Raw genomic sequence first — 18497 nt, forward strand, 5'->3', positions numbered from 1 at the left:
CTTCGGGGCAGCGCCCGGAGCACCTGAAACCCGCCCCTTACTCCACCTCGTTGGCGACGCCGTGGGGCACGTGTCCGGTGGCCACATGCTCGGCCGCAGAGGCGCAGTGGCTGGGCTGGTCGTCGAAGAAGACATCGGCGCCGAAGGCACGCAGGAATTCCCCTTTCGGCAGGCCGCCGAGGAACACCGATTCGTCGATGCGGATATTCCAGGCGCGCAGGGTGCGGATCACCCGCTCGTGGGCCGGCGCCGAGCGGGCCGTGACCAGCGCGGTGCGGATCGGGCAGCTGTCCGCGTCGAACTCCGCCTGCAGCCGCTGCAGGGCTTCGAGAAATCCCTTGAAGGGACCGCCGCCGAGGGGCTTTTGGGCCGAGGCGCGCTCGGCGGCGGCGAAGGCGGCCAGCCCCTCGCGCTTGAAGATCTGCTCCGCCTCGTCGGAGAAGATCACCGCATCGCCGTCGAAGGCAAAGCGCAGCGTGTCGTCGCGGCGCTCGCGCGCACCGCCCGCGATCAGCGTCGCCGCGGCCACGCCCTGCTCCAGCGCGCGGCGCACATCCAGGCCGTCGGTGGAGAGGAACAGGTGGCAGCCGAAAGGCGCTATGTAGCGGTAGGGGCTCTCGCCGTTGCAGAAGGCCGCGCGGGTGATATCCAGCCCGTAGTGCTCGATGGAGTTGAACACCCGCAGGCCGGTATCGGCGCTGTTGCGCGACAGCAGTATTACCTCGACCCGCGGCTCGCCCTCGAGGCGCTGGTTGATCTGCAGGAACTTCTCCACCAGCGGGAAGGCGTCGCCCTTTTCGAGGACATCGTTTTCGTGTTCGATCTGGTAGGCGGAGAAAGCCTCGAGCCCCTGCTCCTCGAAGACCCGGTGGCTGTCCTCCAGGTTGAACAGTGCCCGCGAGGAAATGGCGATCACCAGCCTGTCGACGCGCTGGGCCATCAGGGCGCCTCCACGTCGTCGAGGCCGCCGGGGCGGGCTTCGTTCCGGTGGGCATCCAGCAGCGTGGACAGCATCTGCTGCAGATCCTCCTGTGTGCGCTGTGAGCGCACGCCGGCCTGGTTCACGATGACCAGGATCAGCGCGTGGCAGGTCTCCAGGGTCGCGCGGGCCAGGCGGTTCATCTCGTTCGGGGGGCAGACGAAGCCGAGGCGCGCGTACATCGCGGTCAGATGGCTGATCACCAGTTCGTCGTGGCGCTCGTCGAGTTCGTGCAGCTCGGGGATACCCCACATGGCCTGTACCAGCGGCAACAGGCCGCGCTGCTCCCGGTACACGGCCACCAGTCGCTGCACCAGCTCGGCGATAAACTGCTGCAGGTCCATGTTTTCCAGGTCCCGCTGCGCCAGCTCTTCCAGTGCGGCGGTCATGCCGGCCAGCCACTGTTCGCCCATCGCATAGAGTATCGCGTGCTTGTTGGGGAAATAGTGATACAGCGAGCCGACGGAAACACCGAGCTCCTTGGCGATCAGGATGGTGGTCAGGTCGTTGAGGCCCACTTCCTCCAGCAGGCGCCCGGTGGTATCGAGAATCTGCCGCGCCCGCTCCCGCGCGCGGGCCTGTACCGGCTCGCGGCGGGGGGTCAGCTGGCTCTTGCGTTTTCTCTGCTCGGCGTTGGACAAGGTCACTTCCCTTTCTTGAACTGGGGCCAGTTTACCACCAATCGAGGTGCTGTCTCAGAGACAAAAAAAACCGGCGCAGAGCGCCGGTTTGGAGAGTTACCACCCTGTGAGACCAAGCGGTAATCAGAAGCGGTAGTCGAGGTTCACGCCCAGCACGCGGCCGCGGGATGGGTCCGTCTTGGTGGCGGGCAGGTTGTACAGCGCCTCTGCGTAGCCCCAGTGGTAGTACTCCTCGTTAAACAGGTTTTCCGCGTAGATACCGGCGGTCCAGCTGTCCTCCGGGGAGGTCAGGGCCAGGCGCAGGTTGACGATATCGCGGCTCGCCAGCTTGACCTCTTCGGTATTCTCGAGGTCGGAGAACTGTTCACCGGTGAAGGTGTACTCGGCGGAAACGGACATCTCGCCCAGGCCGGTATCGCGGCTGTAGGTCAGCACCGCGGCGGAGGAGAAGTTCGGCGAGAAGGCCATCTCGTTGCCGTCGCAGGCGTCACACAGCTCCTCCGGCGCGCCGGTGAACTCGGTGTCGAGCCAAGCCATGCCCAGGTACAGGTCCAGGTTGTCGGTGATCAGCCAGCGGGCGTCCAGCTCCAGGCCCTGGCCCTGGGATTCGCCCACATTGCGGGTCACCGCGGCGGCGCCGATAAAGAAGGCCTGCTGCAGGTCCTCGTAGGTGTATTGGAAGGCGGCGGCGTTCAGTGCCAGACGGTTGTCCAGCAGGCGCGCCTTCAGACCCAGTTCGTAGGACAGCACGCTCTCCTCGTCGAAGTGGCTGGGCTCGGCGTTGGATGCATCGACGGTCCACTCGGACTCCTCCATCCAGGTCTCCGGATCCTCGGCGAAAGCCGGATCGGTAACCCGGTAGGTCAGGTAGTCGAAGCCGCCGGACTTGTAGCCGGTGGCGACGCTGGCGTAGCCGGTGATGGCGTCGCTGAAGTGGTGGGTCAGGGTCGCGCGACCGGACACATTGCTCCAGGTGTCGTCGCCGGTGATGGGGCCGTCGGTGAACATGGCCTGGTAGTTCCAGCCGCCGGTCCAGGTGTCCGGCCAGGGGGAGTCCACGGTGTAGGTCTTCTTGTCCTGGGTGTAGCGAATACCCAGACCGAGGCTGGTGGTATCGGTGAAGTCGAAGGTGGTGTTGGCGAAGACGCCCCAGCCGGAATAGTCGCCGCGGGTATTCGCGGCCTCAATCGAAAGCTGGCCCGGGGCATACTCCCAGGGATCGCCCTCGAAGCCGAAGAACTCGTCGATGGCGTCCTGGGGCAGGCTGGCGCAGGTATCGAAGGTGTCCAGGCCCTCCTCCCACTCGTCGGCGTAGATGCCGTCGCAGATAAAGTCCTCGTGATCGATACCGGCGAAGAAGGCGTCGATATCCTCCTGATAGTAAGAGGCACCCAGCACGTAGTTGAACATGCCGCTGTTGTTGGAGGTCAGGCGGAATTCTTGGCTGAAGAAGTCGCCCGACTGGTCGCGCACGAAGGTGTCGATCGGATCGGCGGTGCCGTCGAAGTCCTCGATATAGGTGTAGTTGTGGGTCTTGTAGCCGGTGATGGCGGTCAGGGTGCTGCCGCCGGCCAGTTCGTGCTCGACGGTCAGGATCACGTCGCCGATATCGGACTCATCCAGGCCCTGCGCGTCGTTGTACACCTGGTCGTAGTCGCCGTCGGTATCCAGCGCGCGGTAGATGGTGCCGTCGCCGGTGCGGTCCTCGTACTGGGCCATCAGGGTGATGGTGGTGTTCTGCAGGCCGTCGTAGACGGCGGTGACGCGCATCGCGTCCGACTCGCTGGCGCCCAGGTCGCGGCCGCCGGCCAGGTTCTTCACGTGGCCGTCCTCCCGCTGGTGCATGCCGGCGATGCGCACCGCCAGGTCCTCGCCCAGGGGCATATCCAGGCTGCCCTCGAACGCCTGGCGGCCATACTGGCCCGCGCCCACGGAGATGGCGCCGGCGAAGCTGTCACCGGGCTTCCTGGATACCATCGAGATGGCGCCGGAGGCGGTGTTGCGGCCGAACAGTGTGCCCTGCGGGCCTTTGACCACCTCGACCCGCTCCAGATCGTACATGCTCGGCGTGGCGCCGGCACGGCTCTGGTAGACGCCGTCCAGGAATACGCCCAGGGCCGGATCGCTGCCGCTGCCGAAGCTGTTGTTGTTGACGCCGCGCACCGACACGGAATCGAAGAAGGAATCGCTGGTCTCACCGGAGACGCCCGGCGTCAGCGCAAACAGATCCTTGAAATCGTTCAGGTTGCTGTTCTTGACGGTGTCGCCGGTGAAAGCGCTCACCGCCATCGGCACGTCTTTGAGGGATTCTGCACGCATCTGTGCGGTCACCGTCACCTCTTCGATTTCCGCCGCCGCGGCGCCGGTGCTGACGGCAATGACTGCCGCACCTATGGCCGCAGCCAGCGCGTGCTTGTTGTTGTGCAAAACTCTATTTGATCCAGGCATGGTCGCCCCCGTCGTTTATTTTTATCGGGGTTGCTCATCCGATACTGCCGATGGGCTTCACCCCAGCGAGTGAACTGGAAGGTCTGTTATCCCACAAACCGAACAATTATTCAAATTTGAGATTCTGCTCCTAATAATCCCATCGCAGAGGCCTTCGCGCAGGGCGGCTGTCAGCCGCCCAGCTTGTCCTTGAGGCTGTAGTAGAGCATCCCCGCCACCAGCCCAGGCCAGCGCAGCAGGGTGCCGCCGGGGAAAGTGGGTGTTGGAATTCGCGCCAGTATATCAAAGCGCTCCTCGGTGCCGGATATCACTTCCGCAATCAGTTTGCCGGCGAAGGTCGCGGTGGGCACGCCGTGGCCCGAGTAGCCCTGGCTGTAGTAGACATTGGGCTCGAGGCGCCCCAGGTGTGGCATGCGGTTCAGGGTAATCGCCAGAGTCCCGCCCCAGCCGTAGTCGATCCGGGTGTCCGCCAGCTGTGGGTAGACGCGCAACATGTATTTACGCACGAAGCTGCGGATATCCTGCGGGAATCTGGATGTATAGTTTTCTCCACCGCCGAAAATCAGCCGGTTGTCGCCGGACAGCTTCCAGTAGTCGATCACGAACAGCGTGTCCTGCAGGGCGTAATCGTTGGCGATCAGCTCTTTCGCCAGGGGCTCCGGCAGCGGCTCCGTGGCCAGTACGAAGTTGTTGATCGGCATTATCTTGCCGGCCATGCGCGGCTCCAGCCTGCCCAGGTAGCCGTTGCAGGCCAGCACCACATTCTTCGCTTTCACTTGCCCTTTTGCCGTGTCCACGACACAGGGCGTACCGCCGCGGTACTGGGTCACGCGGCTGTGCTCGTAAAACTGCACCCCGGCCGCCGCGGCCGCGTCGGCCAGCCCAAGCGCGAAGTTGAGCGGATGCAGGTGCAGGGAACCGCTGTCTATCTGCGCGCCGAAATAGCGCTCGGAGCCGACCAGAGTGCGCACCTCGTCCTCATCGGCATAGCGGATCTGCTCGTAGCCGTAGCGCTCGCGCAGCAGCTCCGCCTCCTCTTTCAGGTATTCGTTGTGACTGCGCTTCGCGGCCAGGTGCATGATGCCGCGCTTCAGGTCGCACTGTATGTTGTGCTTGTGGATCAGCTCATCGACCAGCCGCACCGCCTCGACGCTCATGTCCCAGAGCTTTTTCGCGGTATCCAGCCCGAGCATCTTCTCCAGATCTTCCTGCCCCCTGCGCTGCCCTACCCCGACATGGCCGCCGTTGCGCCCGGAGGCGCCCCAGGCAATGCGCTCTGCCTCCAGCACCACCACCTTGTAGCCCCGTTGCGCCAGATGCAGCGCCGACGACAGGCCGGTGTAGCCGGCGCCGATCACGCAGACATCCGCCTCGACGTTGCCCTCCAGGGCCGGATAGACCGGCGCCGGGTTGGCGCTCGAGGCGTAATAGGAATCGGTGTGGCCAGTCAGTTTGCTCACGGTGCCGGCGACGCCCGGGGGGGCGCCCTTCTTTAGCGGGGCGGCGACAGTCATGCTTGCGTCTCCTAGCAGAGTCCTTTTGTACGGCCTTTGGGTGATCCAAAACCGAACAATCATTCAATTTATATTGAATAATAATTCGGTTTATTGCCATAATCAAAGCCCGCGAGCGAGAAATCCCCTCGCCCGCGTCTCAGCCCTGCGCCGCCGGGCTTCGCGCGCCCGACCTGTCCGGGGCGCCGCCAGCGGCTCTGGGCGTATACTAATGCAGCCCACAAGGGGCGAGATCTTTTTTGATCAAGGTGCAAAATGGACAAGATTACACAGTGGCTCGCAGATCACGATATTTCAGAGGTGGAGTGTCTGGTGCCCGATATGTCCGGCAATGCGCGGGGCAAGTTTACCCCGACGGACAAATTCCTGACCGAAGACAGCCGCCTGCCGGAAAGCATCCTGGTGCAGACGGTCACCGGCGATTACGTCGACGAACACAACGAACTCGTGGATCCGGCCGATACGGATATGCTGCTGGTGCCGGACCCCGACTCCATTCGCCTGAACCCCTGGGCCAACGAGCCCACGGCGCAGATCATTCACGACTGCTACACCCGCGACGGCAAGCCGCACCCGATCAGCACCCGCAACATCCTCAAATTCGTGCTGGACAAATATGCGGCCAAGGGCTGGCAGCCGATCGTCGCGCCGGAAGTGGAATTCTACCTGGTCAAGCGCAACCTGGACCCGGATGAGAAACTGCAGGCCCCGGTGGGCCGTTCCGGGCGCACCGAGAAAACCCGCCAATCCTACAGTATCGACGCGGCCAACGAGTACGAGCCGATCATCGAGGACATGTACGACTTCTCCGAGGCCCAGGGGCTGGACGTGGACACGCTGATTCACGAGTCCGGCACCGCGCAGATGGAGATCAACTTCCTGCACGGCGATCCGCTCAAGCTGGCGGACCAGGTGTTTACCTTCAAGCGCACGGTGCGCGAAACGGCGCTGCGCCACGGCATCTACGCCACCTTTATGGCCAAGCCGATGGAGGACGAACCCGGCAGTGCACTGCATATCCACCAGAGTATCGTCGACGCCGAGACCGGCAAGAACATCTTCGTGGATGACGACGGCAAGGAAAACGAAACCTTTATGCACTTTATCGGCGGCATGCAGAAATACACGCCGGGCTTTATCAGCTTCTTCGCCCCGAACGTGAATTCCTACCGCCGCTTTACGCCGGAGATGGCCGCACCCACCAGCCTGCACTGGGGTTACGACAACCGCACCACCGGCCTGCGTGTGCCGGACAGTTCCCCCCAGGCCAAGCGTCTCGAAAACCGCTTCCCGGGTGCCGACTGCAACCCGTACCTGGCGATTGCGGCATCACTGGCCTGCGGTTACCTCGGCATGATCAACCGGGTAGAACCGAGCGAGCCCTACCGGGGCGACTGCTCCATGGAACCGATCACCCTGCCCCGCACCCAGGAGCACGCGCTCAGCCTGCTGCTGGAATGCGAAGAGGCGGCGGAGATGTTCGGGGAGAAATTCGTGCGCGCCTGGAGCGCGATCAAGCGCGACGAGTACGAGGAGTTCAACCGGGTGATCAGCTCCTGGGAGAGGGAATACCTGCTGTTGAATGTGTAAACCACTCCCCGAGCCACGAAAGCCCCGCGACCGGGGCTTTTTTGTGCCCGGAAGCCCCCGGCACAACAAATTCGCCACAACCACTGGATAGGATATTCATCCCCGTCTTGTGATCAGCTGCGCAAACATAATCAAAAGATTTTCAACACGCAGCATTTCCATCATCGCTTTATTGCCTGGCCGAGTACAGAGGCTACTCTAAATTCCGTCCGGCACCCCGGACACCCGGTTTGAGAAAGCGGCGCGCCCAATCCGTATCCACGGCCCCTCCCGGGCGCCCGGCCATCTTCTGCAGTCTGACCACTCTACGACACCGGCCTGTATCGACACGGGCAGCGTCTCTGCATCGCTCCCGTGGCGAGGCGATCCCTCGCCGATACACGGTCGCTTTCAACATAAAAGCAATAAGGAAAGCTAGCAATGAAGCATCTAGTCGCAATCACATTGGCTGTGGCGGTCGGCGCCCAGGCGGCGGACAGAGTTCCGGCAACCCCGGATATGCTGTCCCCGCAGGCGCTCGCCGCCGTCGCGGGTTCGGACGTCGCGCTGGAACAGGTGCGCTCGCGCACCCTCCCCAATGGCAAGACGGTCACCCGCTACCGGCAAACCCACCAGGGTATTCCGGTCTGGGGTCAGACAGTCACCAGCCGCGGCCAGGGAGTCAGCGCCGAAGTGGAAGGCGATGTACTGACCGGGCTGAGCCTGGAGGTGCCCTCGATCCGCGCCGCCATCAAGGCCGACAACGCGCTCGACAGGGCTATGAACCACCTGATCAACCAGCGCGCCCAGCAGGGGCTGATCCGGGGCGCCCTCTCGCTGCCGGCACTGAAACTGGCGGCAAAGAACCAGCGCCAGCAGCTCTTCATTCACGTGGATGACCAGGACCGCGCGCGCCTCGCCTACCTTGTCAGCTGGGTCGAGTACGGCGATGAGCCGTCCCGCCCCTTCTACTTTATCGACGCACTGACCGGCGAGGTGCTGGAGCACTGGGACGGCTTGGCCCACCAGGACGCCACCGGCCCCGGCGGCAACCAGAAGACCGGCCGCTACGAATACGGCACCGACTTCCCGCCGATGCAGGTGGACGGCAGCTGCCGCATGGACACCGCCAACGTGGAAACGGTGAACATGAATCACGCCACCAGCGGCGGCAGCATCTTCCAGTTCACCTGCCCACACAACGACTACAAGGCGATCAATGGCGCCTATTCACCGCTGAACGATGCCCACTTCTTCGGCAATGTCGTCTTCAACATGTACAACGACTGGTACAACACCGCGCCGCTGACCCAGAAGCTGCGCATGCGTGTGCACTACAGCAACAACTACGAGAACGCCTTCTGGGACGGCAGCCAGATGACCTTCGGCGACGGCGGCAGCACCTTCCACCCGCTGGTCAGCCTCGACGTGTCCGCCCACGAGGTCAGCCACGGCTTCACCGAGCAGAACTCCAATCTGCAGTACTCCGCCCAGTCCGGCGGTATCAACGAGGCCTTCTCCGACATGGCCGGCGAGGCCGCGGAGTTCTATATGCGCGGCAGCAACGACTGGCTGGTGGGTGCGGATATCTACAAGGCCAGCGGCGCGCTGCGCTATATGGACGACCCGACCCGCGACGGTAAGTCCATCGGTCACGCCTCGGATTACTACTCCGGCATGGACGTGCACTACAGCTCCGGCGTTTTCAACCGCGCCTTCTACCTGATCGCCAACACCACCGGTTGGGACACCCGCAAGGCCTTCGATATCTTCGTGCTCGCCAACCAGATGTACTGGAACGCGACCTCGGACTTTGTCGACGGCGCCTGCGGCGCAGTGTCGGCCGCGCAGGACCTGGAGTACGACCTGGCCGCCGTCACCTCGGCCTTCGACACGGTGGGGGTTTCCACGGCCAGCTGTGGCGGCAGTGGCAATCCCGGCGGTGGCGAGTTGCAGAACGGCGTGGCGGAGACGGGCCTCTCCGGCAGCACCGGCGATGAAATCCACTACACCCTCGAGGTGCCCGCCGGCGCCAGCAATCTGAGCTTCCAGATTTCCGGCGGCAGCGGAGACGCGGATCTCTATGTGCGCTTCGGGTCTGCGCCCACCACTTCCAGCTACGACTGCCGCCCCTACCGCAGCGGCAACAACGAGACCTGTGACATCTCCAACGTCCAGGCCGGTACCTACTATGTGATGGTGCGCGCCTACAGCAGCTTCTCGGGCGTCAGCCTGGTGGGCAGCTTCGATGAAGACGGCGGAGGCAGCGGCGACGGCTGGGTGGAGACCGACCTGTCCGGCGGTGAGGGCTCCTGGCAGCACTTCACCCTGGACGTGTCCTCCGGCATGTCGTCCCTGGAGGTGCAGATGTCCGGCGGCAGTGGCGACGGCGACCTCTATGTACGCCACGGCGCCCAGCCCACCACCGGCAGCTGGGACTGCCGCCCCTATCGCTGGGGCAATGACGAGAGCTGCAGCTTCAGCAGCCCCCAGTCCGGTACCTGGTATATCAGCATCCGCGGTTACTCCTCCTATTCGGGCGTAACGCTGGAGGCCCAGGCCAATCCGTGATTGGTGCCAGAAAGCGACAAATAAAAAGGGGCAGCCGACCGGCTGCCCCTTTTCGCTTCCAGGATACCCGCGATTTTACTTATGGCTCGGATCCCGCCAGTACTCCTTCACCGTGTCTTTCATCTCCTTCGCCAGCACGGTGATGCCAAACAGGTTGGGCAGTGTCATGATCACAATGGCCACCGCCGACAGGTTCCAGATAATCGTGGTGTCCTCGATCGCGGCCCAGAAAAAAGCCACCACATAGACCAGGCGGTAAGGCATGACCGCCCTGGGCCCGAACAGGTAGATCATTGAGCGGTCGCCGTAGTAGGACCAGGCGATGGCCGTGGAGAAAGCGAATAGCAGTATCCCCAGCGTGACGATCAGGCTGCCGTACTCGCCGAAGAAGCCGCGCTGGAAGGCCTTGTTGGTCAGGGCCACCGAATGCACCAGAGAGTTGCCCCAAATATCCACGTTCGGATTGGCAAAACTGCCGTCCACCACCGTCAGCACACCGCTGAAGGCGTCATCGCCGACGCGGAATTCGAGATCCTCCGCCACCGAGCGCGCGTGGATCAGGGTGAACTCCTTCTGGTTCAGTGCGTGGCCGTCCGCCACAACCACGGAGCCGTTGTAGGGCTTAACGTCGCTCTTGCCGCCGCTCAGGAAGTTGAACAGTTCCTGCACGTCTTCCGGATTCTCGTCGCTGTAGCTGCCGGCCACGGCGATCATGTCGGCGCGCTCGAACTTGTTCATGTGCTTTTCTGTCCAGACCCCGGAAGACAGGATCACCAGGCCGGTCAGGGTACAGATGATGATGGTATCGATAAACGGCTCCAGCAGGGACACCATACCCTCGGAAACCGGTTCGTCCGCGCGCGCCGCGGCGTGCGCAATCGGCGCTGAGCCCTGCCCCGCTTCGTTGGAGAAAAGACCCCGGTTGACGCCGCGGTTGAAGGCGTAGGCGAAGGTGGCACCGAGGAAACCGCCGGCGGCGGCACTGCCGGTGAAGGCGTCTTCAAAGACGGCGAGGAAGGACGGAATGATGTTCTGGTAGTTATAGATGATTACCGCCAGCGCGCCGATGATATACAGCACCGCCATCACCGGCACTATCGTGGAGGTCACCTTGGCGATCCGGGTGATACCGCCGATGATCACCATACCCAGCAGTATCGCCAGGATACCGCCGGTCAGTGCCTTGTTCAGGCCGAAGGTGTCGTACATCGCCTGGGCGATATTGTTCACCTGCGGCAGGCTGCCGGTACCGAAGGAGCTGATTACGGTGGCGACCGCGAAGAGTACCGCCAGCCATTTCATGTTCAGGCGCCGCTCCATATAGAACATGGGGCCGCCCGCGTAGTAGCCATCGGCGGCCTTGATGCGGTACTTGTGCGAGAGGGTTACCTCGACGAACTTGGTCGTCATACCCAGGAAGGCGGTCATCCACATCCAGAAGAGCGCCGCCGGCCCGCCGAGGAAGATGGCCAGCCCCACCCCGCCGATATTGCCGGTACCGACAGTGCCGGACAGTGCGGTGGAGAGCGCCTGGAAGTGGGAGGTGTCACCAGGATCGCCGGGCTTGTCGTACTTGCCCTGAACGATTTTGATCGCATGCCCGAAATAGCGGATCTGCGGAAAACCCAGGTAAAGGGTGAAGAAAAAGCCCACACCCAGCAGCACCCAGGGAAACCAGGGTGCCGAACCGAGCATGCCGTCCAGCGACAACAGCAGTTGATTAAAGGATTCCAAACTAACCCCCACTACTCTGAATTATTTCTGATTGTTTTCTATACAGTTACAGCTGTAATTTGCTGCGCAGGTTAGCAGCTTCCATAACAGTAGAACAGTAATAGCCCCTTTCACAAAAGAAAAGGGAACTTTTCCCGGTGTGGAAACAGGCCGAACTGACCTCCGGTGTGCAGAAACACCAGGTTCCGGCAATCCCGGTAACTGCCTTGGTGCAATTCCTGCAACAAGCCGTAGAAAGCCTTTCCGGTATAGACGGGGTCCAACAACAGTCCCTCCAGATTCGCGGCTTCGGCGATGGCGCGGTACACGGGCTCCTCTGCCTCTGCGTAACCCGGCCCTATATAATTCGCATTGACCCGCACGTTGAGTGCGTTTTCATCGACGGCGTTGCCACTCAGGCCCGCCCAGCGGCGGACATCCTCGCGCACCTTGCGCTGAAAGTAGTCTTCGCTATCGCACACCGCATAGCCCGTGACCTGCGCAGCGGACTCGAGCAACTGGCAGCCGAGCGTCAGTCCGGCCTGGGTCCCGCCGCTGCCGGTCGCACAGACGATATGCTCCGGCTCGAAGCCCCGCTCGCGGCAATCCGCGAGCAGCTCCTCGGCTCCGGCGATATAGCCCCAGATACCCAGCCCGTCGCTGGCTCCAGTGGGAATACAGAGAGCCCTGTGGCCGCGTTCGGCATAGAATTTCCGCCAGTGGGCGAAGAGCGCGGGGAGCTCTTCGAAATACTGGCGCGCCGGGTAGAACGCCATCGAGGCCCCGGCGATCTGGTCCACCAGGAGGTTGCCGTCGGGAACAGCGTCCGGCTCGCCGCGCAGTATCAGCTGTACTCTCATCCCCAGGCGGGCGCCCACCAGCGCCGTGGTGCGGCAGTGATTGGACTGCACCCCGCCGCAGGTAATCAGCGTGTCGCAACCCCGGGCACGAGCCTCACCTGCGACGAACTCCAGCTTGCGCAGCTTGTTGCCGGACATAGCTGTCTCGGTCAGGTCGTCCCGCTTGACCCAGATGCGCGGCCCGCCGTGGGGCGTGGAGAACTTCTCCGTGATGCGGTCCAAGGGCTGCAGCGGCGTCGGCAGCCGGGCCAGCCTCACCCGCGTTGGATAGGAAAGGTCCATGGTCGCCTCCCTGTGCCGATCCAGCTTCTCCGATACAAAAAACCCGGCAGATGCCGGGTTTTTCCTGACCAGAAGCGCTGCGACTTCAGATCTTCTTGATAGTGCCCTTCGGCAGTATCGCGTGAACGGCCACCTTCTGGAACTTGAGCGACATATTGTCGGCAACTTCCAGCACTATGTAATCGTCGTCCACCTTGTCGATACGGCCCAGCATGCCGCTGGTCATAACGACCTCATCGCCCTTCTTCAGCGAACTGACCAGTTCCTGGTGCTCCTTCTGGCGTTTGCGTTGCGGCCGGATGATAAAGAACCACATAAACGCAAACAGGCCCGCAAACATCAGCAGGGTTACCATCGGGTTACCCTGGGGGGCTGGAGCTGTCTGTTGCGCCACGGCAGAGGGAATAAAAAAGCTCATGCAAATCCTCAAAGAGTCAGCCAATCAAATTGCGCCCAACTCTAACGGGTTTGCCCTGCCGAGGCAACGGACCGGCCCGCGGGGAGCCGGCCGAATCGATCAGAAGCGCTGGCGCACCTGGCGGCGGTAACCGGTCGGCGACATTCCCGTCCAGCGCTTGAAGGCACTGGTGAAGCTGGTTCTGTCGGAGAAATCCAGGATCCGCGAAATGCCGTCCACACTGAGTGCCGTATCTTTCAGGAAGTGCACCGCGTGACGGAAACGCACATGGTCGCGCAGTGAGGCAAAGCTGAGATTGTGCTCCTGCAGGCGCCGCTGCAGAGTGCGGGTGGACATACTGAGATCGGAGGCCACCGGGCGGATGGCCAGGGATGCCTTACCGATACGCTGCTCCAGGACATCGATCACCCGTGCGGCAATGCCGAAGCTGGTCGCTTCCGGCGGTGCCAGCAGCTGGTCAAGAATATTCGGGTCACCGGATAACCTGGCCTGCTGGAGTGGCTTGTCTTCTGAGAGCGAAGTCTGGTCGGGCTGAATATGATTCATCGAGCTGCTCCTTTTTAGTTCCGTGAGCCGCAGTTATTTTTCTTTGTCCGCTTCCTGCGAATCCCTATTACCTCAACCTGCCCAATACAACTGCCTACTAGAGCGGGCTACTACCCGGGTGCCGGGACACACCTGAAACCGACATCGAATCCTTCACAGAGCTGTACATTTTCTGAACTGTTTGCACCGACCAGATCCCCCAGGGAACCAAAGCTCGCGCCGGCGCACCTTTCCTTCACATCAGCCAGTATAGACCAAGAATTGAGAATGCAAGGGGCGACAGCGATTTTTTTTAGACCGCGTCACAATAGGACAGTCAGGCGCCAAACAGGCACCGGAGTACCGGTTCCGGTAAAACCACACTGTCGACGGGGGCGACATTTGACGGGGCTGGGCGCCGGGGAGCGCTATGCCCGCCCGAGCGGCGCCCGAGGTAGCGGCGATCAGTTCAGGTTGTCGGCTACCCAGTTCAGTACGTCGTCGTGGTGGGTCTTGGTCTTCACCTTGTCGATGATATGGCGCAGGCGGCCGCTCTTGTCGATGATAAAGGTGGTACGCAGCAGCCCCATATATTCCCTGCCCATAAACTTCTTCAGCCCCCAGCAGCCGTACTTATCGGCGATCTTGTGGTCCTCGTCGGAAAGCAGGTCAAAGTTGAGCTCGTGCTTATCGATAAACTTCTGCAGCTTGGCCTCAGGGTCCGGACTGACCCCCAACACCACGGTATCCAGCTTGGCGAATTCCTCCGCGCTGTCGCGAATGCCACAGGCCTGGGTGGTGCATCCCGGCGTCAGCGCCTTGGGATAGAAGTAGAGCACGACATTGCGCTTGTCGCGAAAGTCCTTCAGCGACACCTTGTCGCCATTCTGGTTGGTCAGAGTAAAGGCCGGTGCCAGGTTGCCGATCTTCGGAAAAGCCATAGGAGTCCCCGTTGAGCTGGTCTGAAAACTGGCTGGGGATTATAGCGAAAAGTATGGGATCGGAGTGGGTCTAATAGCCAAAGTTAAAACTCCTGCAGTCGATAGCCCCTCTCCCTTCGGGCACAGATACCGCACTGGTTGAGTTTCTGCACCAGCTCTGCCCGCTCGGCATCGGTCAGGAAGTCCCCGACTTCCAGGCAACCCTCCGGGCCGCTGAAACTCACAGAGGCCGGTTCAGTCGCGCTGCCCCCCATACGTACCAGCACCGCCAGGCTGTCCCGCGCGAACTCCCGGTGATACACGCTCTGCTGCCGGTGCCCCTTGCAGCAATCCAGTACCACCCGCTCGCCGCTGATGCGGATCACCTCCCGCCGGGTCCCCTCCATATACACATAGCCGAACAACACCGCCAGCAATAGCAGTTCCAGGCCGGCAAACGGCAGTATCATCCAGGCACCGGCCAGGGCAAAGGCGAGACTGATTCCCAGTGATACGGCCACCAGGGAGATGAACACCCATAGATTGCCGGACAGGGACAGGGACTGGTTGGGGGCGAGCAGGATACAGGCGCTGCGGGACGAGGTGCGGCCGACTTGGGTGACCATAGGGGTAGTCCGGATACTGCACTCCCCCCAAGTGTAGCATCGGGCATGGAGCTTCCCGATACGATTCTGCTGGCCACCCCAGCGCCCCGCTGACACAATACCCGCCAGCGGCAGCCGCTATTTACCGGCTCAGATGTTGTGTCTGATGCTGTCATAGCTGGCGATTCACTTCCCGGATCGTCTGGAGAAGTACATCAGCCTATGAGGCTATTTGGCTGACACAGGGGGGAGTCCTCGGACCAGCTGCTGGTCTCTATTTACTCTCTTGCGCTTGTCGGGTGCGTCCGCAGAGGGATTGAGAGTACTTGGCTCCCCACCCCCCTGCAAGACGTTTCAGATTCGTATTTTTAATGAACACCATCTCAGGCTTTCTGAGAATATTGATTGACTCGGTCAAAATGGGAATTTTGCGTCAAAAATAGATCCGTCCCCTTTAATTCTTCCCCTTTAATTCTTTTTATTCCGTAAGGCCTGACCCCGTGACCCCGACCCCGTGACCCTCTTTTCCCTTTATTATCAGAACCTTAGCCGTTTATGGGCGGACACTAAATAGAGAGGTTTATATGATCTTCCATTAATGTCAAATATTTTTCCACCAAATCAAAATAATCTTTATTGTTCTCATCGTTAGCGTTTTCCTCCATGTACAGCCTAGCTCTTTCTATAAAAATTTTTATCGGATTTAGATTCCCAGATATGTAACACCCAGTAATGTTGTTCACATAACAAACTAGTTCATATATAGGAACATCTCTCCTATACCCCTTTTTCGGGCAGTATCCCTTAGCGTTTAAAATCTTCTGAAGCCGCTTCAGTTCAGAAACCATTCAACTCTCCTTGTTTATGGAGTAACATCTTTGACAACCAAGCCAGGGTTTAACTCTCTCATCTAAATATTGATTTATTGGGATAGGGTCATTTGAAAACCTAGGGTCAATGATATTTTCTCCATCAAAAAATACTCTGTGATCAACGAACTCTTCTAATTCACCAAACTCATTTATCTTAATAATTCCGCCAGGAACAGTTAGGTCTAGTATGCTGCCTTGATGCCCAGAGGCTTTATAGAGCTGCCGAGCGATGTCATCGCAATCAACGCAGTCAACGTCTCTTAAGGAATGTTGAAATTCTGGGTCTTCCTAGTAAACTTTTAATACCGTCATTTGGAGCAGTCTCAGAAACGGCCTCCCTCTCAGGCGCATCAAACTCCCCATCCACCCGAGTCTGCGGCGTATCCCCGTCAGGCGTTTTCGATGCATCCGCCGAATCCGCGAGGCCGTCACTATCAGGCCCACTATCCGAACCACCGCCTGAGCTTCCTTCCCAATCACCACCAGCTGCTGTCCTCTATCTATTCTCTTGCGCTTTTCGGGTACGCCCGCAGAGGGGGTGGGGCTTACCTGTTAGCAGATAAGCCCTGCCCTCTGCGGGACGTAATAGATTTGCTTTTTTAATGAACATCTTCTCAGGCTTGCTGAGAATATCGATAGATTCAGTCAGAGTTGGAATTCGGCGTCAAAAATAGATCCGTCCCCTTTTCTCCCCCATCCACCCGAGTCTGCGGCGTATCCCCGTCAGACGTTTTCGATGCATCCGCCGAATCCGCGAGGCCGTCACTATCAGGCCCACTATCCGAACCACCGCCTGAGCTTCCTTCCCAATCACCACCAGCTGCTGTCCTCCATCTATTCTCTTGCGCTTTTCGGGTACGCCCGCAGAGGGGGGGGCTTACCTGTTAGCAGATAAGCCCTGCCCTCTGCGGGACGTAATAGATTTGCTTTCTTAATGAGCATCTTCTCAGGCTTGCTGAGAATATCGATAGATTCAGTCAGAGTTGGAATTCGGCGTCAAAAATAGATCCGTCCCCTTTTCTCGTTTTCTCGGGCCATCCTCGACCTTGAGCAGTTCATCCGGGTTGGCGAGGCCCTCGAGGGCGTCCCCGGCGCTGACCCGTAGCTGCTTTTCATCGTAGGTGCTGTGGCTGGTCTCGCGGGCGGCGAGGATTTCGAGATCGCAGGACCAGGCGCCGCTGACCTCTATCTATTCTCTTGCGCTTTTCGGGTACGCCCGCAGAGGGGATGGGGCTTACCTGTTAACAGATAGCCCCTGCCCTCTGCAGGACGCAATAGATTCTTTTTTAATGAACAATCTCTCAGGCTTACTGAAGTAGATCAATGGTCATCTTCACTGTGGCAATCTGACGCCGCAAGTTGAATTTTCTCACCGCAGTTTCGAGGGATGCGGTGCCCTAACGATGTAAATTGTAAGGCCTGACCCCGTGACCCTTTTGAATAGCCGTCTGGCGCTGCCTCTAAGGTCGTCAGCGGTATTTTTCCATAACTCTAGCTCGTAACCATTTTATTTTTCCGTGGCTTCGTTAGCGCGCTTTTTACAAAATCCATGTAAAATCAACAACCTGTTTTTGGGGTAAAGTATTTTTTCCGCGACCCTTAATCCCCGCCCACCTTGTCTCATGGAAGAGCAGGCTCTGGATATCCGCAACAAACAATGACATCAGATACATCACATTCTGGATAAACCCAATGGTTCCAATTTTCGACAATCCATTTTCTACTAAGTGTTCGACTTCCTTCACCAGCAGATTCCTTAGGCAGTACAACCAAAACCAACCCGGCCTTATACCCAGAAATCACTATTAGGCCCTGACCCTCACCTTCTTGTGCGGGATCAAAAACCATGAAGTCAACAACGCCTTCATATGGGTACTTTCCAGGAAGACGAAAAACTGTCCCTCTGGGGAGGTATTCTTCCTTGCTATCAACTAATCGAACCCATTTCATCATTTCACCTTTAAGTCATGCTGCCCAGAATTATCAGACGATGCCGATCCGTAACTGGAAGCCGGCTCTAAACCGCTTTATGATCGAGTTCGGCGATCGACTCGCCGGCTACCAGCAAGCAACTGGCAGGGTCGGTTACGCAGAATTATTTACACTCTCGATTGACTCGGTCAAAATGGGAATTTGGCGTCAAAAAACAGATCTCTCCCCTTTACTCATTCTTGGTTCATAAGCTGCCGGTACTTCCCGAAGAGCTCTACGGCCTCGGGATCACCTTCTATGAGTCGCTCATAGAAAGAAGGATCTTTCGCCCACTCATCAAAAACGAGTGAGGATACAATCTCTCCTTCACCTTGATCCACTGCCGACAATATCCAATGCGATGACAATCGATCATCTGAAACATTAAAAAACTCAGCGGCAAATGGCCTAGGATACTCGTCATACTCTTCGGAACACAGGTAATACCAAGGGCTGTTATCCCAAAAAACCACACCATAAACCGTATACTCCCTGCCAACCTCAAGGTCGATTTCTCCGTCTGGCATAGAGATATATTTTCTTAAACGCTCCAACAGCCTTTCATCAGAAAGGCTGTTTAGATTATTTACTTTACAAACAACTTTCATA

At 59.6% G+C, this 18497-nt stretch carries 15 protein-coding genes; 2 read left to right on the top strand and 13 right to left on the bottom strand.

Annotated features, from left to right (window positions below; genetic code table 11):
• Nucleotides 1-37 precede the first annotated feature (37 nt).
• From ACXAF3_RS02650 to ACXAF3_RS02665, 4 genes are all read right to left on the bottom strand, one after another.
• Nucleotides 38-940 carry a 5'-nucleotidase gene (locus ACXAF3_RS02650; RefSeq protein ID WP_475110725.1) on the bottom strand — a complete coding sequence of 301 codons (903 nt, stop codon included), beginning with the start codon at nt 938-940 and terminating at the stop codon, nt 38-40.
• A complete protein-coding gene (locus tag ACXAF3_RS02655) occupies nt 940-1626 on the bottom strand; it encodes a TetR/AcrR family transcriptional regulator (RefSeq protein WP_475110726.1) in 687 nt (228 codons plus the stop codon). The genes ACXAF3_RS02650 and ACXAF3_RS02655 overlap by 1 nt, the downstream gene beginning before the upstream one ends.
• Nucleotides 1627-1743: 117 nt before the next feature.
• Complete coding sequence (locus ACXAF3_RS02660; protein WP_475110727.1) at nt 1744-4047, bottom strand: TonB-dependent receptor; 2304 nt, start codon at nt 4045-4047, stop codon at nt 1744-1746.
• Nucleotides 4048-4238: 191 nt separating this feature from the next.
• Nucleotides 4239-5528: an NAD(P)/FAD-dependent oxidoreductase gene (locus tag ACXAF3_RS02665; protein WP_475110792.1), complete on the bottom strand. Its 1290-nt coding sequence runs from the start codon at nt 5526-5528 to the stop codon at nt 4239-4241.
• A 309-nt stretch (nt 5529-5837) separates the two neighbouring features.
• On the opposite strand from ACXAF3_RS02665, the gene ACXAF3_RS02670 reads away from it, so the two are divergent.
• A complete protein-coding gene (locus ACXAF3_RS02670; RefSeq protein ID WP_475110728.1) occupies nt 5838-7172 on the top strand; it encodes a glutamine synthetase family protein in 1335 nt (444 codons plus the stop codon).
• A 420-nt stretch (nt 7173-7592) separates the two neighbouring features.
• On the top strand, nt 7593-9722 hold the full coding sequence (locus ACXAF3_RS02675; protein WP_475110729.1) for a M4 family metallopeptidase: 2130 nt from the start codon (nt 7593-7595) through the stop codon (nt 9720-9722).
• 75 nt (nt 9723-9797) lie between these two features.
• Here ACXAF3_RS02675 and ACXAF3_RS02680 read toward each other — a convergent pair whose 3' ends face one another.
• The 9 genes from ACXAF3_RS02680 to ACXAF3_RS02720 form a co-directional block, all read right to left on the bottom strand.
• Nucleotides 9798-11456, bottom strand: coding sequence for an alanine/glycine:cation symporter family protein (locus ACXAF3_RS02680; RefSeq protein WP_475110730.1), 1659 nt, complete (start codon nt 11454-11456; stop codon nt 9798-9800).
• Between the two features lie 110 nt (nt 11457-11566).
• Entirely contained in the window at nt 11567-12577 is a 1011-nt protein-coding gene (locus tag ACXAF3_RS02685) for a D-cysteine desulfhydrase family protein (RefSeq protein ID WP_475110731.1), read from the bottom strand.
• Nucleotides 12578-12662: 85 nt separating this feature from the next.
• Nucleotides 12663-12995 (bottom strand): preprotein translocase subunit YajC, encoded by a 333-nt coding sequence (yajC, locus tag ACXAF3_RS02690; protein ID WP_475110732.1) that lies wholly within the window; start codon nt 12993-12995, stop codon nt 12663-12665.
• Nucleotides 12996-13094: 99 nt separating this feature from the next.
• On the bottom strand, nt 13095-13541 hold the full coding sequence (locus ACXAF3_RS02695) for a helix-turn-helix domain-containing protein (RefSeq protein WP_091511814.1): 447 nt from the start codon (nt 13539-13541) through the stop codon (nt 13095-13097).
• 443 nt (nt 13542-13984) lie between these two features.
• Nucleotides 13985-14461 carry a thioredoxin-dependent thiol peroxidase gene (gene bcp, locus ACXAF3_RS02700; RefSeq protein ID WP_475110733.1) on the bottom strand — a complete coding sequence of 159 codons (477 nt, stop codon included), beginning with the start codon at nt 14459-14461 and terminating at the stop codon, nt 13985-13987.
• A gap of 83 nt (nt 14462-14544) precedes the next feature.
• Nucleotides 14545-15066 carry a DUF2244 domain-containing protein gene (locus tag ACXAF3_RS02705; RefSeq protein ID WP_475110734.1) on the bottom strand — a complete coding sequence of 174 codons (522 nt, stop codon included), beginning with the start codon at nt 15064-15066 and terminating at the stop codon, nt 14545-14547.
• A gap of 545 nt (nt 15067-15611) precedes the next feature.
• Nucleotides 15612-15893 carry a hypothetical protein gene (locus ACXAF3_RS02710; protein ID WP_475110735.1) on the bottom strand — a complete coding sequence of 94 codons (282 nt, stop codon included), beginning with the start codon at nt 15891-15893 and terminating at the stop codon, nt 15612-15614.
• Between the two features lie 1644 nt (nt 15894-17537).
• A complete protein-coding gene (imm45, locus tag ACXAF3_RS02715; RefSeq protein WP_475110736.1) occupies nt 17538-17870 on the bottom strand; it encodes an Imm45 family immunity protein in 333 nt (110 codons plus the stop codon).
• A gap of 212 nt (nt 17871-18082) precedes the next feature.
• A complete protein-coding gene (locus ACXAF3_RS02720) occupies nt 18083-18496 on the bottom strand; it encodes a hypothetical protein (protein WP_475110737.1) in 414 nt (137 codons plus the stop codon).
• Nucleotide 18497: the final 1 nt, after the last annotated feature.

The sequence above is a fragment of the Microbulbifer sp. ABF4_143 genome (genome assembly GCF_056160225.1).

Bases quoted from the DNA above. Each gene is read 5' to 3' on its own strand.
- ACXAF3_RS02695 (WP_091511814.1), bottom strand. From the start codon at position 13,541: ATGAATCATATTCAGCCCGACCAGACTTCGCTCTCAGAAGACAAGCCA.
- ACXAF3_RS02670 (WP_475110728.1), top strand. From the start codon at position 5,838: ATGGACAAGATTACACAGTGGCTCGCAGATCACGATATTTCAGAGGTG.
- bcp (WP_475110733.1), bottom strand. From the start codon at position 14,461: ATGGCTTTTCCGAAGATCGGCAACCTGGCACCGGCCTTTACTCTGACC.
- ACXAF3_RS02675 (WP_475110729.1), top strand. From the start codon at position 7,593: ATGAAGCATCTAGTCGCAATCACATTGGCTGTGGCGGTCGGCGCCCAG.
- ACXAF3_RS02650 (WP_475110725.1), bottom strand. From the start codon at position 940: ATGGCCCAGCGCGTCGACAGGCTGGTGATCGCCATTTCCTCGCGGGCA.
- ACXAF3_RS02705 (WP_475110734.1), bottom strand. From the start codon at position 15,066: ATGGTCACCCAAGTCGGCCGCACCTCGTCCCGCAGCGCCTGTATCCTG.
- yajC (WP_475110732.1), bottom strand. From the start codon at position 12,995: ATGAGCTTTTTTATTCCCTCTGCCGTGGCGCAACAGACAGCTCCAGCC.
- ACXAF3_RS02710 (WP_475110735.1), bottom strand. From the start codon at position 15,893: ATGGTTTCTGAACTGAAGCGGCTTCAGAAGATTTTAAACGCTAAGGGA.
- ACXAF3_RS02685 (WP_475110731.1), bottom strand. From the start codon at position 12,577: ATGGACCTTTCCTATCCAACGCGGGTGAGGCTGGCCCGGCTGCCGACG.
- imm45 (WP_475110736.1), bottom strand. From the start codon at position 17,870: ATGATGAAATGGGTTCGATTAGTTGATAGCAAGGAAGAATACCTCCCC.
- ACXAF3_RS02720 (WP_475110737.1), bottom strand. From the start codon at position 18,496: ATGAAAGTTGTTTGTAAAGTAAATAATCTAAACAGCCTTTCTGATGAA.